The 25,745-nt window shown below is 43.7% G+C and carries 24 protein-coding genes and 1 tRNA gene; 19 read left to right on the forward strand and 6 right to left on the reverse strand.

Annotation, left to right across the window (positions count from 1 at the left end; genetic code table 11):
- Nucleotides 1-9: 9 nt before the first annotated feature.
- The 3 genes from QNI24_RS03065 to QNI24_RS03075 all read left to right on the forward strand — a co-directional run bounded on the left by QNI24_RS03065 (nucleotide 10) and on the right by QNI24_RS03075 (nucleotide 1,711).
- A complete protein-coding gene (locus tag QNI24_RS03065) occupies nucleotides 10-546 on the forward strand; it encodes a hypothetical protein (RefSeq protein ID WP_267174816.1) in 537 nt (178 codons plus the stop codon).
- A 165-nt stretch (nucleotides 547-711) separates the two neighbouring features.
- On the forward strand, nucleotides 712-1,020 hold the full coding sequence (locus QNI24_RS03070; protein WP_267174817.1) for a hypothetical protein: 309 nt from the start codon (nucleotides 712-714) through the stop codon (nucleotides 1,018-1,020).
- A gap of 127 nt (nucleotides 1,021-1,147) precedes the next feature.
- Complete coding sequence (locus QNI24_RS03075; RefSeq protein WP_267174818.1) at nucleotides 1,148-1,711, forward strand: hypothetical protein; 564 nt, start codon at nucleotides 1,148-1,150, stop codon at nucleotides 1,709-1,711.
- A gap of 60 nt (nucleotides 1,712-1,771) precedes the next feature.
- Here the strand turns inward: QNI24_RS03075 and QNI24_RS03080 are convergent, their stop codons facing one another.
- Together QNI24_RS03080 and QNI24_RS03085 are read right to left on the reverse strand one after the other, a co-directional pair.
- A complete protein-coding gene (locus tag QNI24_RS03080; protein WP_267174819.1) occupies nucleotides 1,772-2,452 on the reverse strand; it encodes a YjjG family noncanonical pyrimidine nucleotidase in 681 nt (226 codons plus the stop codon).
- Complete coding sequence (locus tag QNI24_RS03085) at nucleotides 2,452-3,429, reverse strand: NAD-dependent epimerase/dehydratase family protein (RefSeq protein ID WP_267174820.1); 978 nt, start codon at nucleotides 3,427-3,429, stop codon at nucleotides 2,452-2,454. The genes QNI24_RS03080 and QNI24_RS03085 overlap by 1 nt, the downstream gene beginning before the upstream one ends.
- Nucleotides 3,430-3,512: 83 nt before the next feature.
- On the opposite strand from QNI24_RS03085, the gene QNI24_RS03090 reads away from it, so the two are divergent.
- The 6 genes from QNI24_RS03090 (at nucleotide 3,513) to QNI24_RS03115 (ending at nucleotide 12,379) form a co-directional block, all read left to right on the forward strand.
- The gene (locus QNI24_RS03090) at nucleotides 3,513-4,844 is read left to right on the forward strand and encodes an MATE family efflux transporter (RefSeq protein ID WP_267174821.1); all 1,332 of its coding nucleotides are present in this window, start codon (nucleotides 3,513-3,515) and stop codon (nucleotides 4,842-4,844) included.
- Nucleotides 4,845-5,119: 275 nt separating this feature from the next.
- Complete coding sequence (locus QNI24_RS03095; protein WP_267174822.1) at nucleotides 5,120-8,005, forward strand: ribonucleoside-diphosphate reductase subunit alpha; 2,886 nt, start codon at nucleotides 5,120-5,122, stop codon at nucleotides 8,003-8,005.
- Nucleotides 8,006-8,295: 290 nt separating this feature from the next.
- Nucleotides 8,296-9,540 (forward strand): ribonucleotide-diphosphate reductase subunit beta, encoded by a 1,245-nt coding sequence (locus QNI24_RS03100; protein ID WP_267174823.1) that lies wholly within the window; start codon nucleotides 8,296-8,298, stop codon nucleotides 9,538-9,540.
- 315 nt (nucleotides 9,541-9,855) lie between these two features.
- A complete protein-coding gene (locus QNI24_RS03105; protein ID WP_267174824.1) occupies nucleotides 9,856-10,419 on the forward strand; it encodes a hypothetical protein in 564 nt (187 codons plus the stop codon).
- A gap of 559 nt (nucleotides 10,420-10,978) precedes the next feature.
- A tRNA-Leu gene (locus tag QNI24_RS03110) sits at nucleotides 10,979-11,055 on the forward strand.
- 118 nt (nucleotides 11,056-11,173) lie between these two features.
- The gene (locus QNI24_RS03115) at nucleotides 11,174-12,379 is read left to right on the forward strand and encodes an RtcB family protein (protein ID WP_267174826.1); all 1,206 of its coding nucleotides are present in this window, start codon (nucleotides 11,174-11,176) and stop codon (nucleotides 12,377-12,379) included.
- A 125-nt stretch (nucleotides 12,380-12,504) separates the two neighbouring features.
- Here the strand turns inward: QNI24_RS03115 and QNI24_RS03120 are convergent, their stop codons facing one another.
- Complete coding sequence (locus QNI24_RS03120; protein ID WP_267174827.1) at nucleotides 12,505-13,629, reverse strand: helix-turn-helix transcriptional regulator; 1,125 nt, start codon at nucleotides 13,627-13,629, stop codon at nucleotides 12,505-12,507.
- Nucleotides 13,630-13,805: 176 nt separating this feature from the next.
- Here QNI24_RS03120 and QNI24_RS03125 point away from each other — a divergent pair, with 176 nt between their 5' ends.
- Nucleotides 13,806-14,597 carry a DUF2306 domain-containing protein gene (locus QNI24_RS03125; RefSeq protein ID WP_267174828.1) on the forward strand — a complete coding sequence of 264 codons (792 nt, stop codon included), beginning with the start codon at nucleotides 13,806-13,808 and terminating at the stop codon, nucleotides 14,595-14,597.
- 71 nt (nucleotides 14,598-14,668) lie between these two features.
- Nucleotides 14,669-15,544: a tetratricopeptide repeat protein gene (locus QNI24_RS03130; protein ID WP_267174829.1), complete on the forward strand. Its 876-nt coding sequence runs from the start codon at nucleotides 14,669-14,671 to the stop codon at nucleotides 15,542-15,544.
- A 151-nt stretch (nucleotides 15,545-15,695) separates the two neighbouring features.
- On the opposite strand, the gene arfB is transcribed toward QNI24_RS03130, so the two are convergent.
- Nucleotides 15,696-16,115: an alternative ribosome rescue aminoacyl-tRNA hydrolase ArfB gene (arfB, locus tag QNI24_RS03135; RefSeq protein ID WP_267174830.1), complete on the reverse strand. Its 420-nt coding sequence runs from the start codon at nucleotides 16,113-16,115 to the stop codon at nucleotides 15,696-15,698.
- A 314-nt stretch (nucleotides 16,116-16,429) separates the two neighbouring features.
- Here arfB and rluF point away from each other — a divergent pair, with 314 nt between their 5' ends.
- The 6 genes from rluF to QNI24_RS03165 all read left to right on the forward strand — a co-directional run bounded on the left by rluF (nucleotide 16,430) and on the right by QNI24_RS03165 (nucleotide 20,473).
- Nucleotides 16,430-17,122 (forward strand): 23S rRNA pseudouridine(2604) synthase RluF, encoded by a 693-nt coding sequence (rluF, locus tag QNI24_RS03140; RefSeq protein WP_267175168.1) that lies wholly within the window; start codon nucleotides 16,430-16,432, stop codon nucleotides 17,120-17,122.
- A 110-nt stretch (nucleotides 17,123-17,232) separates the two neighbouring features.
- Entirely contained in the window at nucleotides 17,233-18,072 is an 840-nt protein-coding gene (locus tag QNI24_RS03145; protein WP_267174831.1) for a S1 family peptidase, read from the forward strand.
- 171 nt (nucleotides 18,073-18,243) lie between these two features.
- Nucleotides 18,244-18,477: a hypothetical protein gene (locus tag QNI24_RS03150; RefSeq protein WP_267174832.1), complete on the forward strand. Its 234-nt coding sequence runs from the start codon at nucleotides 18,244-18,246 to the stop codon at nucleotides 18,475-18,477.
- 200 nt (nucleotides 18,478-18,677) lie between these two features.
- Nucleotides 18,678-18,893, forward strand: a complete 216-nt coding sequence (locus QNI24_RS03155; protein ID WP_267174833.1) for a hypothetical protein — start codon at nucleotides 18,678-18,680, stop codon at nucleotides 18,891-18,893.
- Between the two features lie 195 nt (nucleotides 18,894-19,088).
- Nucleotides 19,089-19,871, forward strand: coding sequence for a DUF1028 domain-containing protein (locus tag QNI24_RS03160; RefSeq protein WP_267174834.1), 783 nt, complete (start codon nucleotides 19,089-19,091; stop codon nucleotides 19,869-19,871).
- 170 nt (nucleotides 19,872-20,041) lie between these two features.
- A complete protein-coding gene (locus tag QNI24_RS03165; protein WP_267174835.1) occupies nucleotides 20,042-20,473 on the forward strand; it encodes a BLUF domain-containing protein in 432 nt (143 codons plus the stop codon).
- Between the two features lie 111 nt (nucleotides 20,474-20,584).
- On the opposite strand, the gene QNI24_RS03170 is transcribed toward QNI24_RS03165, so the two are convergent.
- Nucleotides 20,585-20,971 carry a VOC family protein gene (locus QNI24_RS03170; RefSeq protein WP_267174836.1) on the reverse strand — a complete coding sequence of 129 codons (387 nt, stop codon included), beginning with the start codon at nucleotides 20,969-20,971 and terminating at the stop codon, nucleotides 20,585-20,587.
- A 141-nt stretch (nucleotides 20,972-21,112) separates the two neighbouring features.
- Between QNI24_RS03170 and QNI24_RS03175 the strand changes: the two genes are divergently transcribed.
- Nucleotides 21,113-21,781 (forward strand): helix-turn-helix transcriptional regulator, encoded by a 669-nt coding sequence (locus tag QNI24_RS03175; protein WP_283708489.1) that lies wholly within the window; start codon nucleotides 21,113-21,115, stop codon nucleotides 21,779-21,781.
- Between the two features lie 103 nt (nucleotides 21,782-21,884).
- Here the strand turns inward: QNI24_RS03175 and QNI24_RS03180 are convergent, their stop codons facing one another.
- Nucleotides 21,885-23,498, reverse strand: coding sequence for a hypothetical protein (locus QNI24_RS03180; RefSeq protein WP_267174838.1), 1,614 nt, complete (start codon nucleotides 23,496-23,498; stop codon nucleotides 21,885-21,887).
- A gap of 381 nt (nucleotides 23,499-23,879) precedes the next feature.
- Between QNI24_RS03180 and QNI24_RS03185 the strand changes: the two genes are divergently transcribed.
- Nucleotides 23,880-25,742, forward strand: coding sequence for a tail fiber domain-containing protein (locus tag QNI24_RS03185; protein WP_267174839.1), 1,863 nt, complete (start codon nucleotides 23,880-23,882; stop codon nucleotides 25,740-25,742).
- Nucleotides 25,743-25,745 lie beyond the last annotated feature (3 nt).

A 25,745-nucleotide genomic window follows, 5' to 3' on the forward strand; every position in this document is an offset into this window, starting at 1 on the left:
AGAATTAATATGAAAAATACAGCGTTAATAACAGTGATGGCGGCATTCTTGGCAGGAGCCTATTTGGCCTCATTAGATGAAAAGGTCATGAATTGGACTTATTTTGTCCCGGTCATGTTGATTGGTTTTGTGGCTGCGATAGTTTATAAAAAGGAATCGAATGCAGCAGCGAAACACGGTGACTTGTTGAAAAAGAACCGTGAAATATTGGTGGTTTCATTGGCCAATATTCTGGATAATTTAAAGGCACTGAATGGCCGAAAAGATAAGGTGCCAACCTATGAAATGCGCTTTGAGATTGATCGATTATTTCGTGAAGATTTAATGAATTTTGCCGATGCCCGTGACAGCATGAAGCATTTATTTGGCATTCAATCCTATGCCGATGTCATGTCCAGTTTTGCTGCTGGTGAACGATACATCAATCGTGTTTGGTCGGCTTCGACAGATGGTTATATCGATGAAGTGATGATGTATGTTGAGAAATCTTTGGCGCAGTTTGAACATGCCAAAGAGGAGTTCGAGGCAGCATCAGCCGGGCGGTAAGTTGGCAATTTTGGTTGCGTTCAAAGGCCGCTTTTTGCGGCCTTTTTTCTATCGTTGCGCGCATTTTTGTTGCCACTATGGGTACTAAAAAACCCTCTTACTGTTAGCTTAGTACGAAAATCTTCCATTTTAATTAAACTACTAATCTAATCGTAAGGAGGTTTTATGAAAAGTATATTGTTGATTATTGTCGTGGTTGCTTTAGCGGCTTGTGGCAGCAACCCCAATAAAGTGGCTGCTGTGAAAGTGGGTGATGAGTTGTATAAGCCTGATAATTCAGCTGCCATGGCTCTGGATAATGACACCAAGGAAAAAATCGTTTGTGAAAGGCGCATTGTCACCGGTTCACACCGCAAACAAAAAGTCTGTACCACGGTCGGTCAAAAAGAGCGAGATCGTGAAGCGGCGCAACAAACCATTGAAAGCAACGCCACCTTGATTCAGCTTAGACTGGCTGAGGAAAAAGGCGGTTAAGGCCGTTCTGATTTAATAGCGTAGTTGTTGTCGTAGAATCATGCCCTGAGTTATTTAATTATTGAGATGATTGAAATCTCAGGGTTGCAGTTTTATGCTGGTATCTCATTTGAGTGTGGAGAATGTTATGTCAGTGACTTTAATTTCGTTGTGGTTGCCCATTTTATTGGGTGGCATTTTTTGTTGGGTTGTTAGCGCCCTTTTTCATATGGTGGTTAAACACCATGACAAAGATTACCAAGCCTTGGGAGCTGAGGACGCGGTCTCAGACGCGCTCCGTGGAACAGCACCGGGTTTGTATACCTTGCCGCATTGTAAGGACATGCAGGCCATGAACGATGAGGGCATGCAACAAAAATTCAAACAGGGCCCGGTTGCCATGGTCAGCGTCATGGATAATGGCATGCCACCGATGGGTAAGTTGATGGTGCAACAAATCATCTACTATTGGGTGGCCGTTTTATTGATAGCTTATGTGGCGCACCTCTCGCTGCCAATGGGTGCTGATTATTTGGCAGTTTTCAGGCAGGTGATGGCAACCGGTTTCCTGACTTTTGGCTTTGGCCTGATTCCTTTCTCAATCTGGTATGGTCATCCATGGTCGAATACGGTACGTTATTTGATTGATGCCTTGATTTATGCCGCAGTGGTGGCTGGTACGTTTGCATGGTTGTGGCCTGCAGCTGCTTGATGCCCAGTGCGCATTGAGTAAAATCGTAACTTTGTAAAACAGCACCTTTATGCGTTGCTGTCAGATATGAGTGAGCAGTTGATCAAACTGCTTGATTTCATAGTGGTGGTCACTGTGGTTGTGTTTAATTTGACGCAGGTTGAACCAACAACTGCGCATGCCAAAATCCACCGCACCTTGCACATCGCAGGTGTAATTATCACCCACCATCAAAACCTTCGCAGGATCCTCCCAGCCCATTAAGTCACAAGTGTGAGCAAATATTTCTGGGTTGGGTTTGGCCACACCAAGCTCCTCTGAAATGACCAATGCACCAAAGTGATCTTGAATACTGCTGTTGGCAAAACGCGGTTTTTGAACCCGTGCCAGGCCGTTGGTGATGATGGCCATTTCACAATGTGGCGTTAAATGCGCCAATGTGTCAGCCACACCAGGTAACAGGATTTGTTGTTTGGCCAGCTCATCCAAGTAGTGCAGGCTGAAGGTTTTGATGTCTGCTTGTTGTCCAACGAAATCAAAGAGCTGCTCGGCACGGCGTTGTTTTAATTGTTCAATGTTGATGGTTCTGGCCTCCAGTTGCTGCCACAAACCAACATTCATCTGGCGGTAAAAATCAATCAATCCAGGTGGTCTTGGCATCTTGAAGTGGGCCAAGGTAGCGACCAAGGCGGCGGCTTCGGCTTGGTCAAAATCGAACAGTGTGTTATCGGCATCGAAAATGATTTGTTGGTACTTAAACATCACAAAATACCGCGCTGCTCCAAATCTGTCTTGATGTCTTTCAAGCTGTTCTCTATGGGCCTGATTACATAACCCAATTCAGTTTTGGCTTTGTTGCTGGTGGTGGTGAATTGATGTGAAATGATTTGTAAGGATTCCGGTGTCAGATCGGGTTGTTTTCTGGTCAAATGGCTCAGTGACAGCTTAATGGCAGCCACCGCTTTCAACAACCACTGTGGTTTGTTACGCAAGGTAACTTTGAGCTGTAATACTTCAGCCGATTGTTTGACAAACTCAACGAAGCTCAAATTGTTACCACCCAAAATATAGTTTTCGCCAGGTTGGCCTTTTTCCGCAGCCAAGATACAGCCTCGAGCCACGTCTCTGACATCCACAAACGAGCCTGAACCAATCGGCACAGTAGGCAATGAATCACTGATCATCATTTTGAACAAACGTATCCAATTGTGTTGATCATCAGGGCCAATGATGTGGGTGGGGTTAACCACCAGGGCGTTGAGTTTGTCGGCATGGTCTTTGACCAGCCCTTCAGCCAAGCTCTTGGTGCGGACATAATTGACCCAACTGGATTCGCCTTCCTGTGGGGTGTTCTCGTCCAATTCAATCAGTCCATGGTGATCGACACCAAAAGTAGTGATGGATGAGACATAGATGAACTTTTTGGCATTTTTTTCGATTGCCACTTGCATCAAATTCAGCGTGCCTTGGACATTGGTTTGGGTTTGTTGTGCACTTTCCAATCGCCAAGTGCTGGTGTCTGCTGCGGTGTGAAAAATAACATGTACATGATCAGGCAGGACAGCCGCCATGGCTGCTTTGTCAGACAAGTCAGCGGTGACATACTTGACCCCATCAACTGGATTTTCTGGTATGCTGCGACACATGGCAGTGACATGCCAGTCAGCATCAACCAGCTGTTGACATAAGTGTCGGCCCAAAAACCCCGTTGAGCCGGTAACAAAAGCGGTAGCAGTCATATGAAATCGTCTGTTTAAATACAACAGTTTAATCGATTCTTTGACTGATTTAGAACCATTCTGAAAGTAATTTAGGTGAAACCATGGATGTGATGCCAGCCAAACGGCACATAACACAAACCATCAAATTGTCCTTACCCTTGATCATCAGTCAGGTCACGGTGGTGGCCATGACTTTTGTGGATACGGTGATGGCAGGTCGCCTCGGTTCAGTGACCTTAGCGGCAGTCGCTGTCGGCAGTTCTCTGTGGTCAGCTGCGATTCTTTTTGTGTTTGGTATTTTAATGGCCATACCATCGGTGGTGGCAGACATGGATGGTGCCAAGGCCCACCACAAAATAGCGCCTTTCTTCCGGCAGGCCATGTGGTTGGCACTGATATTGGGTATTATTTTTACTGTGGTAATCCTCTCAATGGGTCCGATGTTTGCTCTGTTCAACACCCAAGCTGAGGTGATTCCAGAGGCCGAAGCCTATCTGCATGCTTTGGCTTGGGGTGTGATTCCATTGTCCTTTTTCGTTGCCATGCGCTATTTGGCCGATGGCTTATCGGTGACCAAAACCACCATGTATGTGAGCTTTTTGGGTTTGTTGTTGAACATCCCATTGAACTACATATTGATGTTTGGGAAATTGGGTTTTCCAGCCATGGGCGCACAGGGTTGTGGTTACGCTACTGCCATCGTTATCACAGTACAAATGTTGGCTTATTTCATCATCACCCACAAACACAAGGTGATGGGTTCTTTCCAGGTTTTCAGTCAAATCGATCGACCCGATTGGAGCGAAATTGGACGCTTTTTTAAACTCGGCCTGCCAGTAGGTGTTTCAATGTTTGCCGAAGTGGGCTTTTTTGCGGTGATTACCTTGCTGGCCTCATCACTGGCGACGGAAACCGTGGCGGCTCATCAGATTGCTTTGAACTTTTCGTCGCTGTTATTCATGGTGCCGTTGGGCTTATCCATGGGCATCACCATAAGGGTCGGCAATGCCGTTGGTCGAGGTAATCCGGTTGACATCAAAAATGCTGGTTTCATTGGGGTGGGTATGGTGCTGTTTACTCAAGTAATATCGGCCAGCATCACGATTTTATTTGCGACGCAGATTGTGGCCCTGTACACCAATGACGAAGCGGTCGGTTTGATTGCTGTTGGTTTGCTGTTTTATGCCGCAGTTTTCCAGCTGTCAGATGGCATTCAAGTGGCTGTTGCAGGTGCTTTGCGTGGCATCAAGGACATGAACTTCATCATGCTTTCTAACCTGCTTTCATTTTGGGGCTTGGGCTTCGCCGCATCGTGGTATTTGTGCTTCGAGAAGGGTATGGGTGCGCCCGGTCTGTGGGTCGGCATCATCGTTGGCTTAACAGCTGCTGCCATCTTGAATACTTGGCGATTTAAGTACAAAACTGCACCATAAACTTAACAACCACTTCACAGATTTATTACCTTTTTGGGCCTATCATATTAAGCATGATTTCACACTTATTTTGATGAGAAATTGAGAATCATTTGCTAAGTTATTGATATTGGGTTGAGGAAAAAAATAAACAAATTTTATCCTTGCCAGCAGTCAAACGGTTGCGATAACATCCTTGATTAACAAAAGAAATCTAGGGGCGAAGATTGGGCTGTTTTCAACAGCTTGAATCTTAAAATTTTTACTACACTAAACAACAAAAATCAGCGAGTCTTATGCAACATACAGATCAATCGGAAAGCCAAGCAAGCACAGTTCAAGGAACCGAACCCAAATCAACCACCAACGAAAATACCACCACCGACCAACAAAACAGTCGCTTCAAAGTCATCAGAAGAAATGGCAAGGTCACGTCGTATGACCAGTCAAAAATTCAGGTGGCAATGACCAAAGCATTTTTGGCGGTTGAGGGCGGTCAAGCGGCTGCCTCCAGGCGCATCAGGGAAACCGTGGAAAAGTTGGCCGAACAAGTACACTTTGCTTTGTTCAGACACATGGAAGACGGTGGCACCGTTCACATCGAAGACATCCAAGACCAAGTTGAGTTATCAATGATGCGTGCTGGCGAACACAAAGCGGCACGTAATTATGTTTTGTATCGTGAAAAACAAAACGAAAAACGTGCTCGCGCCAAAGCCAAAGCCGACAAGCAAGACCCTTCACCTGCAGCAGCGGAAGATGTGTTGCATGTGATTGATGCCAAGGGTAACCGCAAACCACTGGATTTTAATCGCCTTGACACCTTGATCACCGAAGCCACCCGTGGCTTGAAAGGTGTGACCAAAGATTTGATTGCCAAAGACGTGCGCCGCAATGTTTTTGATGGCATGGCAGAATCTGATGTCAATGCTTCACTGACCATGTCAGCCAGGGCGTTGATTGAAAAAGACCCTAATTATTCTCAAGTCACTGCCCGTTTGTTATTGGATGGCATCCGCACCGAAGCTTTGAGCTTCATATACGGTGAGGAAAAACACGCCACTCAGAAAGACATGAATGAGATTTACCCTGATTACTTCGGTAAATACATCCAGCGCGGTGCTGAATTGAATTTGTTAGACAAAGAATTGACCCGTTACGACCTCCCGCGTTTGGCCAAAGCCATTAAACCAGAACGCGATAAAAAATTCACTTACTTGGGTTTACAAACCCTGTTCGATCGTTACTTCATCCACATGGGCAAAACCCGCATTGAATTGCCACAGGCATTTTTCATGCGTGTCTCTATGGGCTTGGCGATCAACGAAATCGACCGTGAAGCCAGAGCCATTGAGTTTTATGACTTACTCTCATCATTCGATTTCATGAGTTCAACCCCAACACTGTTTAACTCTGGTACCTTGCGTCCGCAGTTATCGTCTTGTTACTTGACCACCGTGCCAGATGATCTGGACGGTATTTTCAGTGCCATCAAAGACGATGCGTTGTTATCTAAATACGCCGGTGGTTTGGGCAATGACTGGTCACGTGTTCGTGGCCTGGGTGCGCACATCAAAGGCACCAACGGTGAATCACAAGGCGTGGTTCCTTTCTTGAAAGTGGCCAATGACACCGCAGTGGCGGTTAACCAAGGTGGCAAACGCAAAGGCGCCATGTGTGCTTATTTGGAAACTTGGCACATCGATATGGAAGAGTTCTTAGAGTTGCGTAAAAACACCGGTGATGACCGTCGCCGCACGCATGATATGAACACCGCGAATTGGATTCCAGATCTATTCATGGAGCGCGTGGCCAACAATGCAAGCTGGACCTTGTTTTCACCTGAAGAAACACCTGAACTGCATGATTTATACGGCAAAGCTTTCAAGGAAAAATACGAATACTACGAACAAAAAGCCGAAGCCGGTGAAATCATCAATTTCAAAAAAGTCGAAGCCAACGTACTGTGGCGCAAGATGTTAGGCATGTTGTTTGAAACGGGTCATCCTTGGATCACTTTCAAAGACCCATGCAACATCCGCTCACCACAACAACATGTCGGTGTGGTGCACTCATCTAACTTGTGTACTGAAATCACCTTGAACACTTCCGATGAAGAAATCGCGGTGTGTAATTTAGGTTCAGTGAACTTGCCGCACCATGTGAATGAAAAAGGCATTGACCATAAGAAATTGAAGAAAACCATCACCACCGCCATGCGCATGCTGGATAACGTGATCGATTACAACTTCTATTCAGTGCCACAAGCCAGGCGTTCGAACCTGAAGCACCGTCCAGTAGGCTTGGGTCTGATGGGTTTCCAAGACGCACTGTACATCCAAGACATGGCTTATGCCACTGAAGAAGCGATTAACTTCGCTGATAACACCATGGAAGCGGTTTCTTATTACGCGATTAATGCCTCCAGTGACTTGGCAGCCGAGCGCGGTGCCTATCCTTCTTATGAAGGTTCATTGTGGTCACAAGGCATCCTACCCATTGATTCGGTACAAATGCTCAAAGATGAACGCGGTCAATTCATTGACCAAGACCAAAGCATGGCGATGGATTGGGATGATCTGCGTGAAAAAGTCAAAGAGCAGGGCATGCGTAACTCCAACACCATGGCCATCGCACCAACCGCTACCATTTCAAACATCTCAGGTGTGTCACAATCGGTTGAGCCGGTGTATCAGAACCTGTTCGTGAAATCGAACCTCTCTGGTGAGTTCACCGTGATTAACCCGTATTTAGTCGAAGACTTGAAAGCGCTGGACTTATGGGATGATGTGATGGTTAACGACTTGAAATACTTCGATGGCAGCGTACAGCCGATCGATCGTGTGCCGGATCACCTGAAAGCCAAATACGCCACTGCTTTTGAAGTGGATTCGCGCTGGTTGGTTGAAGCGGCATCGCGCCGTCAGAAATGGATTGACCAAGGTCAGTCATTGAACCTGTACATGGTAGAACCTTCTGGCAAGAAACTGGATTCATTGTACAAACTGGCTTGGGTGCGTGGTTTAAAAACCACTTACTACCTGCGTTCAGTCGGTGCAACGCACGTTGAGAAGAGCGTTGATTCCAGCTCTAACCAAGCGCCGGTGGTTGATACCCAGCCCGGTTCAGCAGCGCCACAGGCCTGTTCAATCCTTGACCCGGATTGTGAAGCCTGTCAGTAAATAAAAAATCTTAAATATAAAACAGCAAATACTCAGCTGGCCAAAACTCAGTGTTTGGGTCGGCCAGCTGAAGTACCCCAAGCAGTGAATTGAACATGAAATGCCATAGAATTGGCCTTGAATGAGCAGCACATAATTGGGTAGAATAAATAGGGAGTGATCACAGGATGGTGTGGCATCCAGTCACTCAACAAAAAAACAACAACTAAAAGAACCCTGAAATAAAGATGTATCAATGATGTAAAAATGCTACATCGTGCAGGGCTCAAAACAATCGCGGAGTAATTAACATGATGAATTGGGACGATCCGCTCGGACTCGGTAACAATCAAGAGGCAGCCAAACCTCAAATACCTCAAACCAACAAAGCACCAGCCGCCAAGCCAGCTGAACCAAAGTCAGCAGCACCAGAGGCAGCTGAAAAACCGGCAGTGGTCACAGAAACCACGGTTAAACCTGCAGCGACTGAAACTCCAGCTGCAGCGATTAACGTGACACCAGAGAACACCCACCAAAACGCCATGCGTGGTGTGGAACCAGTGCGTGCTGAGGACAAACGCGTGATCAACGGTTTAACCGATGTGAACCAACTGGCACCGTTCAAATACCCGTGGGCTTGGAAGTTCTTTTTGAACGCCAACAAAAACCACTGGACGCCCTTGGACATCAACATGACCCAAGACGTCCACGACTACAACAAAACACTGACTGAAGATGAAAAACACGTGTACCAGAACGTGTTGTCCTATCTGACCACTTCAGACATTCTGGCGATGCGCAACATTGGCCTGGCGGTGATGGAAAAAATGACTGCCCCAGAATTACAAATTTACCAAGCGCGTCAGGTTTATGAAGAAGCCTTACACACTTGGACCTATCAGCACTGTATTGAGACCATTGGTCTGGACCAAGGTGAAATCTATAACCGCTACCGCGTGATCCCAGAGATCAACCAAAAAATCCAAGTCGCTAACCGCCGTTTGGATTCCATCATGCGTCCAGACATCGATTTGAACGACAAAGACGAGATGGAAAACTTCGTGCTGGCCTATATGTTCTTTGGCGCCGTGTTCGAAGGCTGTTGGTTCTACAACGGTTTCAGCCCCATTTTCGCGCTACAAAGACGCGGCCTGATGAAAGGCACCGCCGAGCAGCTACAGTACATCATGCGTGATGAAGTGATGCATTGTTCATTCGGTATCCGCGTGGTGAAACAAATCATCGAAGAGAACAACGTCAAACTCGACCCAGCTAAAGTCCGCGAAATGTGGGACGAGTCTGAGGCCGCTGAAACCACCTACGCCAAATTCCTGCTGCGTCGCCCCATCCTCGGCTACTCCGCCGAAGACCACAGCGAACAGTTCCGCTACATCGCCAACCGACGCGCCCGCCAACTCGGCATTGACGAGCCGTTCCCCGGCGCCGAATGCACCCTGTCATGGCTCGATGAACAATCCAACTTGAGAAAAGAAAAGAATTTCTTTGAAACAAGGGTGACTGAGTATCAGACCGGTGGGGCTTTGAGTTGGGATTGAGGTAAACCCAATAAGATTAAAAAATAAAAGCCTGTCAGATGATGGGCTTTTTTATGCGCAGTATGAATCCCTCGTAGGGTGGGCTCCGCCCACCACAATTCTGTCTTGCAACGACAATATGATTAACTCTATTGATGCACAATATCTGAAATATTTAGATTATAGAGAGGAATAGTTTTACCATTAGAAAAACGAAAAGCCCGATCAGTGATGAATCGGGCTTTTTTGTTGGAGCAGTAATAATTCAAATATTAAAGGGTACTGTTCCCTTTAGTTTCATATGTAAAATAACCTAAATTATTTATTGATGTAATTATGTTGATTCTTGTTATATTTTTTCTAAATATTCAAAGTTATGAAAGTTCAGAGACTGCTATTAGAACTGAAGAATTGTTATCTAATACAGAGAACATATATTTAGCTGAGCCAATTCAAATTTATCGAAGTAAAACGACTTTAATTGATTCCAGAAATCAATCTGATAAAATGAATTTGGATGATTTAGTGAATGTAGTACGGATTAATGCTGTGGCGCCTAATGCTACTTATTACTTGTTTCAAGTTAAAGAAGTTTTAAAGGGTAAAGAAGAATCAACAATTATTATAAGGATTGAAGAAACTGAATTGACAGATCCTTGCAAACTTAATAATGACTTTACTGGTCATACTGAGTCAAACTTTTGGAGTTCCAATGCAGGTCGGATGGTTATGTCAAATCACAGAGAAGATCATGGTTTGACTACCTGCTTTAACTTTGATACTGATTACTTGATTCTTAATGAATCCCAATTTAACTATAAGTCATACGAAATGATTAAGTCAGAAGATGACGAATGGTATCAATTCATAAAAAATTCATTGAATCATAATATAAAATAAAAGTTAGGTAGGATGGGCTCCACCCATCAATTCGCATCATAAATTTTAGTTCCACTAAATAAAAACCATTGAATTATCGGTGGGCAGAGCCCACCCTACGGGATTCATCATAAATTTGGTGTTTCCTTAGAATCCCGATTCAAAAAGAAAAAAATGAAAAAACAAATCAATGGGGTCAGAGTCATTGATTTGGTCTCTGTCTATCGAATTTCCGGGTGTCATGAGTCTTGCCAATCATATATCTTTGGTGGGCTTAGCCCACACTATAAAGTCAGGTAGGATGGGCTCTGCCCATCAAAATAACAAAGGTTTTTTTATTTTTGACCCTGAAATAAAACGCCAACTGATTCAACTAAGCACTGATTTTGTTTTGACAAACAAAAGTTGTATCAGTATTCTTGCCGCCTATGAATTTTTATCGCACACATTCGGATCTGCAAAATAGCCTGATGAAATCGGGAATGGAGAGGTGCGCGCGATAATTTTGTAAGTTACATATTAAATTATTTAAAAACCCTCTCAGATTATTCCGAGAGGGTTTTTTTTTGCTTAAATTTATACCCAAGTGATGGAATTGGTATACGTGCCGGTTTTAGAAACCGGATTTTGTGGGTTCGACTCCCACCTTGGGTACCACACTTTTGATTGGCGTAAAAAACACCAGTTGAAGTAAGCGAACTGGAGACATCCAGTTTCAAAGCTGAAAAAGGGTTTTTCAGCACAGCAGGCAATCAATGCCGTAATAAGGAGAAAAATGATGAGAAATTATGAAGTATATGAATCAAAAAACAAACATATAAAAGCGTGGACCAAAGGGGTTCCTGTGGAACCTGAAGCGATTAAGCAATTACAAAACACCGCTTCTTTGCCTTTTATCTTTAATCACATTGCGGTGATGCCTGATGTGCATTTTGGCTTAGGTGCAACCATTGGTTCGGTTGTTGCCACCAAAGGTGCGGTGATTCCTGCTGCGGTGGGTGTGGATATTGGCTGTGGCATGATGGCCATCCAATTAAGCTTGAATGCCAAAGATCTTCCTGAGAGCTTAGCGGCTGTTCGTAGCGAGATAGAAAAGGCCGTTCCGGTTGGGTTTGCACAACACAAAGAAAATGTACTTGATGATGCGCAACAAAAGATTTGGGCGAAGGATGTTAAGGATCTAACAGATCAGCATCCTGAAATAAACAAGATGCTTAAGGATCCTGTTGCTAAAGTGATGAACCAATCCGGAACATTGGGTGGTGGCAACCACTTCATTGAATTGTGCCTGGATGAAAACGATGATGTTTGGGTGATGTTACACTCTGGGTCACGTGGAATTGGGAACATCATTGGTCGTCATTTTATTGAGAAAGCCAAGAATGACATGCGTGTTCATCACATCAACTTGGAAGACACCAACCTGTCTTACTTAAGTGAAGGCACTCAGTATTTTGATGAGTATGTGACTTGGGTTGAGTGGGCGCAAAAATATGCAGCTAAAAATCGTCAAGTGATGATGAATTTGGTGTTGGAAGCTTTGGCTAAACATTTACCTGAATTCGGTATCAAAAAACAGGCCATCAACTGTCACCACAATTATATTTCGCGCGAAAATCACTTTGGTTCAAACGTGATTGTAACCAGGAAAGGTGCAGTCAGAGCCCGAGTCGATGATTATGGAATCATTCCCGGATCTATGGGTGCCAAGTCTTTCATTGTGAAAGGATTGGGTAATGAAGATTCTTTTTGTTCGTGTTCTCATGGCGCAGGACGCGTGATGAGCCGTACCAAGGCCAAAAAAGTGTTTTCATTACAAGACCACATTGATGCCACCAAAGGCGTTGAGTGTAGAAAAGATGCCGCAGTCATCGATGAAACACCCAAAGCCTATAAAGACATCGACGCAGTGATGAACGCACAAAAAGATTTGGTTGAAATCGTGCACACATTAAAGCAAGTGGTGTGTGTTAAAGGCTAATGGCAGTAGCATGTCTGGGGTGTTGAGGTTCAATGCCCTAGATTATTAAAAATAAAGAATACTTAGTAGGATGGGCTCTGCCCATCAAGACCTAGGGTGGGCTCTGCCAACCCTAAAAAGTAAAATCATCGCTGTGATTTGATAAATGCTTTGGGCGTTTGGCCGGTGTTGTTTTTGAAAACTCGATAAAAGCTGGCCTCCGAATTAAAACCTGATTCTAATGCCAGTGATAAAATTGAAGCGGTGTTCTCTGGCTCAATGAGTTTAACTTTGATGTCTTCAATGCGGTATTCATTGATGAGTTCTCGAAAACTTTTATTGAGTTGTTCATTGATGACTTTTGACATAATCGATGGACTGACAGAGAGTTTTTTGGCTACTTGACGGATGTTCAAACCCGGTTCCAGGTAAATTTTTTCATGCTCCAATAACAGCAATAACTCTTGGGCCAATGACTTTGCGGTTTCGGCGGAAACGCCGTTGTTTTTTCTATGGTCTTCTGATGGGTAAATTTGTTGCAGATCGGGTTTTTGTTGCCGATAGGCCATAAAACTCAAATAATAGGTGACCGCGGCTTGATAGATAAAGTACAGCTTCCAATGTATTTCTGTGTCTGCTTCAAGCAAATTCAAGCGACTGATGGTCATGTTGATTAACAGCCATACCACCAACAACGCACTCAACATCAATATGTTGCGTAGCCATGATAAGGTGGGGTAAGCACTGTCTGCGGTGTTGTCTTTGACCTGCTTGTGAAATTGTATGTATTTTCTGTAACCAAAAAACAAGTAAGAGAAAATTGAGATGACTATCAACCAGTCTTCAACTTCTTTAATCAAAACATAATGAAGTTCTGAGGCGATTGAATCTTTGGCATGGATGGTTGGCAGGTCATGAACGACAAAAAACAGTAACAAAGCATAGCCCTGTGCCAAAGCAAAAGGCAGGAAGTGAATTAAATTCCGCATGCGCCATTTGAAACCATTGTCTGTCAGGGCCAAGAGATAAAAGTAAAACAACGGTGCTGTAGCCAGCTCAAAGGAGTTAGGAAAATACCTGAATGACAGCATGCTTAACATACCGTTGTAATTCATTATGATCTTTAAAAATAATAAACAAAAGCTCAGGATGGCCAATGCCAAAAACACATGACTTGGATTTTCATCACGTGTGAATAGCAATAACAAAGAAGCGATAACCCCTTGAGTCATGCCAATGAGTAACAACAGGTCAAAAAACGAGAAAGTCATAAATAAATTATTGTGGAACTAATTTAATAATACAAGAGCGCCGATTATGCGGTAATCATTTCTACAATCAATGCAAAATAGGCAGAAATACCAATAAATATACTCTCAAAAGACCTTTTAAGAGGTTTTGTAGTGCCAAAATCATTAAATTTCACATTTTTAAATGGTTCAAGCCAATGACTCATCTCGTACAAAACAAATCATTTCTGATGACTGCTGTTTGCAGTTTGTTAGGCATTTTCTTACTTCATTTTATTTACGATTTTCGTTTAGTTAATGCCTTAATAGTGGTGCATGTGGTTTTAGGATCACTGGCATTTATCATGGGCGCGCCAGCTTTATTGGCCAAAAAAGGCAGTCAACTGCATGTCATTTCAGGAAAAATATTTTTCTGGTTAATGACTTTTTCAGCATCATTTACCCTGGTGGTTTCTGTGATGCCATTTCATGTCAGCCCTTCGATGTTTCAAATCAGTGTGATGACACTGTATTTCCTCATTGGTGGTATTCGCAGCCTGTCATTCAGAAAGGATACCCACCGTTTATTGATAGACAAAGCGATGACTTACACGCTTATTGTTGTCAGTGTGGCGCTGTTTTTACAACCGATATTTGTTTATGGCGAAATAAGTCCATTACGAACAGTTTTTGGCGCTGTAGCAGTGTTGTTCGGCACGGTCGATCTATGGATTTTCAACAGTTCACATAAGTTGAAAAGGTTTTGGCTGTTCTGTCACCTTTCCAAAATGTTGGCCGGTTATGCCACTGCTGTAACAGGTTTTTTTGTCGCACAGGACATTCTGGGTGGTTATTACAATTGGTTCACACCTACAGTTATTTGTTTGGCGTACATAAGTTTTTGGGCTTGGAAATTAAAAATACTTAAGCAAAATAACAATCAATCCAACACAGTTTTGAAGTCTTCAGCACAGCCTAATGAATTTAACTATGAGGGATCACAGTCATGAAGTCATGCAGCCAATCAAATCTCAGAATTGTAAATAGGCTTATTTCTTGCATTCAATTCAGCCTGTTTATATTGCTATTTTCAACCGCGCTCAAAGCCAATCCACTGTCACTGAACCAAGACCTTTATGACCAAGCCCGAGTGGCCTTGTCTGAAAAAAAATTGGCAGAGGCTGAACACCTTATTGCAAGGCTGAACAGTCAATCTGTCGATGATGTCAGCACCCTGTACTTGGCTGCACAGATTGCTGAAGCACAAACCAAGCAGGCCAACTTCATCAGTCAAACCTATTACTTTTATAAGGTAAAAAAACACTACATACAGATTTTAAACCTCAACCCAAAACATACCGAATCAATCATTGGATTAATTCGCTTTCATCAACAGGCTCCTGTTATGGCAGGTGCTGACAAGCAATCCATCCAAGAATTATTCCAACATTTAAGTACCGTGGATGCCAAGGTGGCATTTGTGATGCAAGCACCCAAGCTGTTGGAGAAGAATGCGTTTGAATCTGTCGAACAAATGTATTTAAAAGCATTAAACTCACCATCAAAAATGGATAAAGGACAATTCCAGTTTGATGTTGCCATGTGGTTTTCTGCTTATGGTCATTTTCAAAAAGCACTGACAATCATGCAATCAATCGATGTGAATAAAAATGGCCTCAATGACGAATCTTTGGTCATGCGCCATTATCAATTGGCCAAACTTTCGGCAGAAAGCCAATCCCAATTTGATGTTGGCCTGAAACACATACAACGCTATGCCAACTTTCCCAGTGCAGCGAAAACAATTCCACAAGATTGGATCAGGTTCAGAATGGCCCAATTGGAATTTTTAAATAATCAAGGAAGCCGTGACAAAACAGAATTATTGGCCATTAGATCCACAACTGACTTGGATGAATTGAAAGATAAAATTGATTCATTTTTGAGTCAATATTGAATTTAGGTGGACTAAAACCGCTGGGGTTAGAATTGATGGGTTCGGTAAAGGTGTGGATAGGCAAGTTACAAAAAGGTCATGTACAAAGTTCAAAATGGAGTTAAGCCAAACTGAAACCCTGAAAATCATGGCGTACTGCCCAGCACATGATTCATTCATTACCTGAAACCGGTTGGCGCATTTTTTTGATCTGGCCTTTGTGGGTTTTGGCATCCAGACGTTTTTTATTCGCGGCTTTGCCAGGACGTGATTTTTTGCGTTTCTTGCGCTGAACAACCGCTGATTTTATCAGTTGTGCCAGGCGATTGAGGGCGTCTTCCCGGTTTTTATCTTGGGTTCTGAATTGTTGGGCTTTGATGATGATAACGCCGTCTTTGGTGATGCGTTGGTCAGATAACTGCAGCAGCTGCTCTTTATAAAAAGTCGGCAAACTGGAATCTTGAATGTCAAAACGCAGGTGTATGGCACTGGCCACTTTGTTGACATTTTGGCCGCCAGGTCCTTGGGCCCTGATGGCGGTCAGTTCAATTTCAGCAGCAGGTATTTCTACGGTATTGGATAGTTTGAGCATTAAATATTAGGTTCAGTTTTTATCAGCAATAATCAGTTTTGATCAGCTACTGTATGATAGCAAGGAATACCAAGGGACAATGTATTTTTCGCGAAGCCATACAGGTTAGGCTTTATCCATCAAAAGCCACCTGTGCTGGGTGGAGCCCAACCTAAGATAAAATATTGAAGGTTATTTCTGTCTCACTGAATAAACTGGGTCAGACTCCTTAGTGACTGCATCTGACCAGAACCAAGCTATAATGGATAACAACAAGGAAAATTCATATTTAATGCTTTGTAACTAACGAGAAATATATTTCTACTGACAAACCCATTCGAATCAATAAGTACATTTGTTCCACTGGTCTGTATTCCAGAAAAGCGGCAGATGGCTTGGTCAAGGATGGCGTGGTGTTCATAGCCGGGAGGCAGGCCGTGCTGGGCGATTTAGTGGCGGTGGGTGATGAGGTTATTGTCAATGGCCGATGGATCGAACCATTGACTGATGATCAGGTGATTGTTATCGCGCTGAATAAACCGGTTGGGGTGGTTTGTACGGCCGCTGAAGCTGTGCAAGGTAATATCATCGATTATGTCGGGCACCATTCACGGATTTTCCCCATCGGACGATTGGATAAGGATTCTCAAGGCTTGATTTTTCTGACCAACAAAGCTGATTTGGCTGATAAAATCTTAGGTGTTGGGAATCACCACGAAAAAGAATATCGCGTGACGGTGAATAAGGAAATTACCGATGGGTTCATAGCCAAGATGAGCAGCGGTGTGTCCATACTTGGCAAGGTCACCCAAACATGTCAGGTAGTTAAGGAGTCGGCATTTGTTTTCAGAATCACTTTAATGCAAGGGCTTAACCGACAAATCCGTCGCATGTGCCAACACCACAACTATCGGGTAAAAAAACTGGAACGCATTCGAATCATGCACATCAACTTAGATGGCATCGCGCTGGGTGAATGGCGTGATTTAACCGACGATGAATTCTCTGAACTGATTCAAAGCATCTAACGTTGAGGCCGGTTGCGCTGTTATCTGTAGGTGTCGCAGATATATTTTTAGAATTAACAATATCCTACAAGTCATTTGATAACTTATGGGCTTTTTTAACCATCAAAAACATGAAAATTAAAACAGTTCTGTTGTTCGTCTCAATCTTTTTAACCACCGATGCACTGTCAATGATCATCCGTCATGATGTTGACCCAGCGCTTTACCTGGCCAACGAAAGTGATTATCCAGCGGTATTTCCTGTGCAGGTTAAAGAAAAAAGAAAAGAGTGCGTGGCTACTTTGATAGCGCCGAACTGGGCCATCACTGCCGCACATTGTACGGTATTGATCAATCTCGAGAGTAAGCAACCGCATGAGGTCTTAATCAATAAAGCGTACCATGCAGTCAAGTCAGTTTTTATTCACCCAAAATTCGGCAAAGTACAAGGAGTCCGTGGTGAGGATGGAGCGCTGGTAGATATCATTATGGAGCCGAAAAATATGAGCTATGATGTAGCGTTGATTGAGTTATCACGCGCCGTTCAAGGAGTAAGGCCAGTTAAACTGTATACCAGCAGTGATGAAATCAATCAAAAAATAGTGCTGTTAGGCTGGGGCGATTTTGCCAACGGAAAAACGGGAACACTTCGAAACGAACCGGCTAATGATGGACAGTTCAGAAAAGCCCACAATCTAATTGAGGGCATTGAGGATAATTACTTGGCCTTCAGTTTTGATTCGCCTGGTTCCAGCCGGGTATTGGAATTAGAAGGAGTGAATGGGCCGGGTGACAGTGGAGGACCGGCTTTGATAGAAAAAAATAAAAATTTGTATATCGCTGGTGTCAGTTCGAGAGGATATTATGCCAACGAGAGTGATGAGATAAGCGCTGAAGGAAAATATGGTTGGACAGAAAATTATGTTCGAATCAGTACGATAAGCAATTGGATAAAAAATCATATTGATTAACTTTAGTTAACCAATACACCTAAACGGCATATCGTACTGATTGTAATCAAGATTGTTGGGAAACCTTCCCAAAACAACCCCAGAAACTGCCCCAAAGGCACCCTTGAAGTCGCTTAACTTGATGGTGTTCATTTCTATAATTGAGTCACTTCAATTAAACAGGAGAATATCATGAAGAAATTTATTTGCGCCGCTTTGTTCGCATCTACCTTATCGTTTGAGAGTCAAGCTGATTATATGATTTGCTTGCATAATTCAAACACAGGTAATTCACATTATCAGTCTTGGGTCACTTCTTTTCCCAGTGGTGATACACAGAGCCTAACCAATGCCATCGATGCTTGTTCGGGTAACGGTGGATTGATGTACTTTGGTGCTGGCGACCCAATGGTGAACTATCCATAACTGATAAATAGCATGACCAGTCTGCTTAATCTTTAAGTGTGATTTTAAGGGGATGATCAGATTACAACAACATGTGCTGATTAACCGCAGTGGTGATGTTTCGCGACTATCACTGAATCATCATAAAACCAGACTAAGCGTTCAAGAGCAGATCCAGGTCATTGATAAAGTCATTCATTTTATAAAAAGAGGAAAACAACATGAAAAAATTCATATTCGCAACACTATTCGCATCAACGCTGTCTTTTGATAGCCAAGCATACCACTTGTTTTGTTTACACAACTCAACCACTGAAAATCCACACTATGAATCTTGGATTACCCATTTCGCAGACGATGACCATCAAAGTTGGGAGAATGCTTTTGATGCCTGCGCGCGCGATGGCGGTATTATTTATGAAGGTTATGATCTGTAACCATCAGCTCAAGACCCATAACCTAAAAACCTGACTGACATCAGGTATTGAATTTGAAAGCAGGCCAAGTGCCTGCTTTTTACCTTTAAAGCATTGATACAGCTTCTAAAACAACAGGTTGAGTTCACAGAAACAGAAATAACAAGTGGTATAATGTGTGTACAATTTATCCCACCTCAATTGACCTAAATACCCATGAACAAAATAACCCAAACATTGACCCTATTGCTCTTTTTATTGTCGCTGTCACTGCCAACCATGGCCACGTTTTCGATTGTCGCTGTTGATCCTGAAACGGGTGAGTTGGGCAGTGCCGGTGCCACTTGTATTGGTGCGGAGGATGGTGCGATTGTGATCAGTGATATTGTGCTGAATACAGGGGTGATTCATACCCAGTCTTTTTATAGCCCCACCAACCAAAACAATGCCAGAGTGCGCATGGAACTGGGTGAAAGCCCACAACAAATCATGGATTGGCTGGTTTCGAATGACGTCAGTAACAACCCGCCCAGCAGACAGTACATTGCGGTGGATTTGAATGAAGGTAGCCCACGCAGTGCTGGGTTCACAGGTTCGGGAAATTTTGATGAAAAGATCCATGTAGCCGGTCCTGGGTACGCCATAGCGGGCAATATTCTTATTTCTGAAGCGGTGGTCACAGATATGGAAACTGCTTTCACCACCAGTCAGGGCTCGTTGGCTGAACGACTGATGGCGGCGATGCAAGCGGCCAAACGGGTTGGCGCCGATTCTCGATGTTCAGAATTGGGTGTGAGCTCGGCATCGGCTTTTATCCGGGTGGCACGATCATGCGATACAAACAGTGATATAGGGCAGTTACCAATAGATTTAAACGTCTGGATCAGCAACAGCAATGATGTCTTTGAACCCATCGATGAGCTGCAGTCACAGTTCAACGCATTGCCTGAACCAGAACCCTGTATCACTGACGTGATTTTTGTAGATGGATTTGACTGAGCTCAAGCAAATTTAATCTTTTACAAGCGCCCAGGTAAAAGGATTCGGCCTGAATTCAGGTTCAGGCGTATTTGTGCATTAATGTCAATTAATGCGATTACCTCACCTTCTTATCCTAATTACATATTATAATAATTAATAATGTCAGGTTTCGAATCAAATTTTATGTGATGAAAGGAAATAATCAGCAAGACTTGTTTGCCTTGGCTTACATCAGTAACTCAATATACAAGGACGAGGCAGATTTAAAGAAAGCCAATGATGATATTATTTATACATGTGACCTTAAAAACAAGATAACTGGTGTCACCGGTTTGTTGTATTTCAGTCATGGCGTCTATTTACAATACCTAGAAGGCGAGGAAATCAATGTTCTCGAGACCTTCAAAAAGATTTCAAAAGATCACAGGCACAGTGACATAACCCTCATCTATTCAGGCAGAACCAGCGCAAGAAAATTTGAAAAATGGGCTATGAGATTCGTCAGTAATCGGCATTACGTTGATAATTTATTCCAACAAATCACTCACTTCGGCTTTGCTAAAGGCCAATTGAATCCAAACAATAAACACTTGCTTGAGACTTTTCTGAAAATGATATGATCACCCGCCGCAATAAAGCAACTTTGGGTGGCTGGTTTTTCAGTGATAAATAGCAGTTATGGGATGAAGTCTGAACCCAATATTTTGGGCTCAGATAACCCTTAGCAGTTATTATTCGACCATACAAAACGCATTCAATTTGTTGCCATCCAAGTCCCTGAAATAACCGGCATAAAAACCTTTGTCAGCGTTTTCAGGGCGGAAGCCTGGTTTGCCCTCATCGGTGCCACCTAATTCAAGCGCCTTTTTGTGAAATGCATTTACTTGCTCGGGTGTTTTTAAAAAAACCGCCACCATGGTGCCGTTGCCGGCGGTCGCAGGTTCTTTGTTAAAAGGTTTTGTGATGGCCATACCAGCTTCTTCGATGGCCGGTGACCAAGCCACAAAATAGTTTTCCTCCTCCATCGAACGACCCACGCCGATGGACTTAAACAGCTCATCATAGTAAGCGGTGGCTTGAGGTAAATCGTTAGTTCCTAAAGTGACGTATCCAATCATTTTCATTGCTCCTGTTGTTGTGTTGTTAAAAATGCCATTGTAAAAAAGGTCTACTGACAGCATGGTGTCAGCAGTGTTTTGCTAAGCTATAATTATTACCATTACACTTAAAAATGAATCATGAGAAGAGCTGACAGACTGATGAAAATCACCCACTACCTGCGCCAACGACGACAGGCTGTTACCGCCAAACAAGTGGCTGAGGCTTTTGATATTTGCCAACGCACGGTGTATCGAGACATCCAATGCCTGATGGACAGTGGTGTACCCATCCGTGGTGAGGCTGGTGTCGGTTACACCATTGATAAAAAGTATTACCTGCCACCGATAACTTTTGATGCCGATGAATTAGAAGCCATTGGCTTGGGTATCAATATGGTTCGGCAATGGACTGACGATCGGTTTGCTGAAAAAGCGGCCAGTGCCTTTGCAAAAATAGAGGCCGTGCTACCAACTGCACTGCAAGGTGAATTGAAACAAATCACCACTTATGCCGTACTCAACCAACCGATCCGAACTTGGAGCGTTAGCTTTTCAGAATTGCGTGAGCACATTCGCGCAAAGACCAAGCTCGAAATTGAATACGTTGATCAGCATAATCATGAAACCATTCGAGTGATTAATCCTTTGGCCTTGTTCTTTTTTAACCCAGTCTGGCTGTTGTTAGGTTGGTGTGAAAAACGCCAAGATTTCCGCAATTTCCGCCTGGATCGAATTCGTTCTACAGCAATCACAGAGCAAAAATTTGTTGATGAAGTAGGCAAGAATCTTTCGGCTTATTTGGTCTCGGTGGGTGTGTGCCATGAATGATAGTTTGTTACCGAGTTTTTTAAATAACGGGCCAGTATTTGAAAGAGCAGTAAAAAAGGGGCAAAAAAGCCCCTTTAAGGTGTCCTGATTAAATCATTGATTTTCAATCATCTGATAAGGGACTGGCATTCAATACCCCCCAAACAAAATCTGATCGCGCGGTGTTTAATTGTGTCGTGCCGGGCTGGAAGAACACGGCTTTTTCTGGTGCGCCGTTGGTGACTTTACCGATGCCATCAAGTGACAGTTGTTGGATGCCACCGACGGTGTTGCCATTGGGCCCTTCCGCATTGGCACCGGCTTGGACGTGGCAGCTCATGCACGAGGCGGTGTTAACAAAGCCGCCTTCGGTTACCGAAGCGCCAAGAATCACCGGTGTGCCGTCATTGTTGTAGTAACTGGTCTGAGTGCCTTTGAGGCGGTAACTTTGCCAGGCTGCACTGGTCGTGGTTGGCATGGGGTTTTTCTTACTGACATGAGACACTTTGCCTTGGCCGATGTCCATGCCTTTGAATAAGGCGGCCAACTGAGGTGTCATGTCAGCAGAAGGGTACTTTTCATTCCTGACAAATAAGTTATCTCCCAAATCTGAAGTCACTTGTTTCGGTGGGATGTAGTGGCTCATGAATTGTTTTTGGGTGCCATCAGCGGTGTTCAGTGCAACGGTGGTTTTGAAACCAAAGCTGTCATTACAGCCGATGTAGTCACAGCGACCGATGTTATTCACATGCTCGAAGGCATACCAGTGCCAGTTGGGCAGTGCTTTTGAGGCACCGGTAACCGCCACCAAATAATGGGTCCTGGTTTTTTTACTTTCAGGACTTTGAATTTCCATGGTGATGTAAGGGTGCTCAGCATGGTTCATCGGTGTGTCTGGGTTGTTATCATGATCGCTGATGTAGCCCAATGCCAACATGACTTCTTCAGACACAAAATCCACTTTGAACATCACTGCTTCTTGTGGGTAACTGACACCTTGACCCACGGGCCGATAGGGCGCTTGTTCACTGGCTTGGTATTGTTCTTGCTTATAAATATCCACCAAGCCGTTGGTGTGGTACAGGTTGTTTTCAACACTGTAATTAAAGAACGGTTTGTTGTGGTAAACAATTTCAGCCTCGACGTCTCTGGCCACCCGCGAGACATCATCATCTAAGTGACTGGCTTCACTGGCCGAATGCGGCGAGAGTTGTTGTTTGTCATTGAACTCGGTTAATTTGATACCGCCAATTGATGCTGGGTAGAGTGGGCAATGTGCATCGCCGTTTTTAGCTGAGCCCCGGTATTTGGTGCCGCCTGTTTTGGCATCCAAGGCACAGCAATCGGTGGCATTTTTATCGGCACAAAAAGCTTTTGGCTTGGCCACCCAAATTTGTTGGTCAATCGCCCAATTCTGCCAAAATTCTGCTTTTACAGCTTCTAAGAATTGTTTCCAAGCAAAGGCATCTGGACACGACATGGCTGGGCTGCTGACTTGACTGAATATAAGTGCCTCATCTTTGACACTGATTCTGTTTTTGCAGTAATCAGCGTCACGCACATGACTCTTAAAATACATGGCTTGATCAATGCCGGTTGGTGATTGATCTGCCATGGCCGTGTTGATAGTGGTGATGAGCAGCAGCATAAGGCAGGCTTGAATCGATGGAACACGCCTTCTGTCGCCGTATGTTTTGTGCTGTAGATGCTCTTTTAAATTAAAGATAAGTTGCTTCATTTTCTTCCCCCTAGTAATGATTGGATTTAATAGTTTTTAACGCTTAAGACAGATAAAGATTTAACAAGTTTTGCCTATAGTGCGCATTTTAATTATACACATATGTTTAAATTTAACAGCAGGGAATTTCAGTTACGTAAAATATTTAATGAATTACAACTGAAATAATTAATTGTATGAGCAGGAAAGCAACAGCTATTTTCAGTCATGCAAGGCGTTGATTTAACTGTCTCAAAGGGACATTTAAAAATCCATAAAAAATTGCAATGATAAATCGGATGTAAATAAACCCAACAACGAATATAATGTTGATGGGGAGAAATGAACCATGCTAGTTCAATTCCATAACGAACACCAATACACAAAACAGAGATGCTTACCATGAAAAAACTATGTCAGATAGCTGTGATCCTATCATTCACTCCAATCACTTTCGCCCAAACTGCCAATGAAGTTCAAGGAACTCGCGCGGGACAAGACATAACCACTGGTGATTACAATGTGATCTACGGCGATGATGCCGGGGTAACTATTGATGCTGAGTCACAAAATGTAATCATGGGTTATCGGGCTTGTGTTGGAGATTTAGATGATGGATCAGTTTCTGGCACACCAGATCCGGGTGATGGCAATGCTGCTCCAATAACAATAGCTGATTGTGACCCAACTGACTCTGTCATCATAGGTTACCGTGCTAACCATGAAGGTACCGGTGGCACCGACAATGTGATTATCGGTGGTCGAGCAGGTGCCAACAGCGCAGCCACAGATGCTACTTTTGTTGGTGCTGAGGCTGGTTTTAACAACACCACCGGTTCTGACAATGTTTTTATTGGAGAAGAGTCTGGCTTTGAAAACACCACAGGTTCTGACAATGTGTTTGTGGGTGAGGATGCAGGTTTTAACAACACCACGGCTTCGGATAACACTGGATTAGGTAATCAAGCACTGCGTTCAAACACAGCCGGACGATTTAATACAGCTGTTGGAAATGAAGCAGGTTATGATATCGGTGGCAGAACGGCGGATTTTAATGCGGCAAGAAACACTGCGGTAGGAAATGTGGCGGGTATTGACATTGGGGACGGAGTTGGAAACACTTGTTTGGGATCTAATTCCTGTGAAGCCACTGAATACGCTGATTTCAATACTTTTGTGGGCGCATTTTCTGGTTCTGACAACAACAGGACCAACACAACAGATAATAACAGGGCCCAACGCAACACTGGTTTGGGAACTTTGTCAGGTTACATCAATAGAGAAGGATCAGATAATGTGTGGGTGGGTGCCTTTGCTGATTCTGGCAGGCGTTTACCTAGCTACAACCATGACACGGCTGTGGCTGATTTTCAAAATGGAATTGACTGGTTACCTGGAACTTCTTTAGGGGCTTCAGGGTCAGATAACACCATATTTCGAACCACCGTGCTGGGGGCTTTTGCTTCGGCAGGAGAAGATGATTCCATTGCTATAGGATACAACTCACGCAGTGATAATACCAATTCGATTGCCATTGGCGTCAGTACCGAAGCGACATTCAGAAACTCAATCGCGTTGGGTAACGGCGCAACCACCAAGGCTGTTGATACCGTTGTGATTGGTAATGACACCACAGTGGCTCAAATGCCCAATCTGGATTCATTCACTAGTTTAGGCAGCGTGGATTATCGCTATGCAGATGTGATCAGTAATCAGGTTTCAGTGGATGCACCGTTGGCTAACAACGCACGCATCAACATGTTCGCCAATAATGCGACCAACGCAGATGACCAATGGTCAATCAATGCAGCCACCGGTGGCAGTTTTTCAATCACATCATTTGCAACAGGTGCTGATGTAGATTTGTTGAGTATCAATAACACTGGTGATGCTACGCTTGCCGGTGATTTGACATTAAATTCTGATGCACGGTTGAAGAAAAACGTGGAGCCCATCTCTGGCGCTTTGGGTTTGATTCAGCAAATTGATGGTAAAACCTACCAATGGCGAGATGCCTCAAAAGGTAATGGCGCCAGCTATGGATTAATCGCTCAAGAGCTAGAAAAAGTGATTCCAGAATTAGTTAAGGTCAAAGATGATGGCATGAAGTCTGTCAACTACCAAGGCTTGATTCCAGTTATGGTTAATGCCATCAATGAGATGAATGAGGCCAATGAAAAACAAAAGCAGCATATTCTGAGCTTAGAAGAGAAACTTGAAAGACAAAGTGATTTGATCAATCAATTATTGGATCAAATGGACTGATCG

Origin of the sequence: Marinicella marina (genome assembly GCF_030065545.1) — a bacterium.
GTDB classification, from domain to species: domain Bacteria; phylum Pseudomonadota; class Gammaproteobacteria; order Xanthomonadales; family Marinicellaceae; genus Marinicella; species Marinicella marina.

Coding starts and splice junctions, on each gene's coding strand:
- QNI24_RS03065 (WP_267174816.1), top strand. CDS start 10: ATGAAAAATACAGCGTTAATAACAGTGATGGCGGCATTCTTGGCAGGA.
- QNI24_RS03070 (WP_267174817.1), top strand. CDS start 712: ATGAAAAGTATATTGTTGATTATTGTCGTGGTTGCTTTAGCGGCTTGT.
- QNI24_RS03075 (WP_267174818.1), top strand. CDS start 1,148: ATGTCAGTGACTTTAATTTCGTTGTGGTTGCCCATTTTATTGGGTGGC.
- QNI24_RS03080 (WP_267174819.1), bottom strand. CDS start 2,452: ATGTTTAAGTACCAACAAATCATTTTCGATGCCGATAACACACTGTTC.
- QNI24_RS03085 (WP_267174820.1), bottom strand. CDS start 3,429: ATGACTGCTACCGCTTTTGTTACCGGCTCAACGGGGTTTTTGGGCCGA.
- QNI24_RS03090 (WP_267174821.1), top strand. CDS start 3,513: ATGGATGTGATGCCAGCCAAACGGCACATAACACAAACCATCAAATTG.
- QNI24_RS03095 (WP_267174822.1), top strand. CDS start 5,120: ATGCAACATACAGATCAATCGGAAAGCCAAGCAAGCACAGTTCAAGGA.
- QNI24_RS03100 (WP_267174823.1), top strand. CDS start 8,296: ATGATGAATTGGGACGATCCGCTCGGACTCGGTAACAATCAAGAGGCA.
- QNI24_RS03105 (WP_267174824.1), top strand. CDS start 9,856: ATGTTGATTCTTGTTATATTTTTTCTAAATATTCAAAGTTATGAAAGT.
- QNI24_RS03115 (WP_267174826.1), top strand. CDS start 11,174: ATGATGAGAAATTATGAAGTATATGAATCAAAAAACAAACATATAAAA.
- QNI24_RS03120 (WP_267174827.1), bottom strand. CDS start 13,629: ATGACTTTCTCGTTTTTTGACCTGTTGTTACTCATTGGCATGACTCAA.
- QNI24_RS03125 (WP_267174828.1), top strand. CDS start 13,806: ATGACTCATCTCGTACAAAACAAATCATTTCTGATGACTGCTGTTTGC.
- arfB (WP_267174830.1), bottom strand. CDS start 16,115: ATGCTCAAACTATCCAATACCGTAGAAATACCTGCTGCTGAAATTGAA.
- QNI24_RS03145 (WP_267174831.1), top strand. CDS start 17,233: ATGAAAATTAAAACAGTTCTGTTGTTCGTCTCAATCTTTTTAACCACC.
- QNI24_RS03150 (WP_267174832.1), top strand. CDS start 18,244: ATGAAGAAATTTATTTGCGCCGCTTTGTTCGCATCTACCTTATCGTTT.
- QNI24_RS03155 (WP_267174833.1), top strand. CDS start 18,678: ATGAAAAAATTCATATTCGCAACACTATTCGCATCAACGCTGTCTTTT.
- QNI24_RS03160 (WP_267174834.1), top strand. CDS start 19,089: ATGAACAAAATAACCCAAACATTGACCCTATTGCTCTTTTTATTGTCG.
- QNI24_RS03165 (WP_267174835.1), top strand. CDS start 20,042: ATGAAAGGAAATAATCAGCAAGACTTGTTTGCCTTGGCTTACATCAGT.
- QNI24_RS03170 (WP_267174836.1), bottom strand. CDS start 20,971: ATGATTGGATACGTCACTTTAGGAACTAACGATTTACCTCAAGCCACC.
- QNI24_RS03175 (WP_283708489.1), top strand. CDS start 21,113: ATGAAAATCACCCACTACCTGCGCCAACGACGACAGGCTGTTACCGCC.
- QNI24_RS03180 (WP_267174838.1), bottom strand. CDS start 23,498: ATGAAGCAACTTATCTTTAATTTAAAAGAGCATCTACAGCACAAAACA.
- QNI24_RS03185 (WP_267174839.1), top strand. CDS start 23,880: ATGAAAAAACTATGTCAGATAGCTGTGATCCTATCATTCACTCCAATC.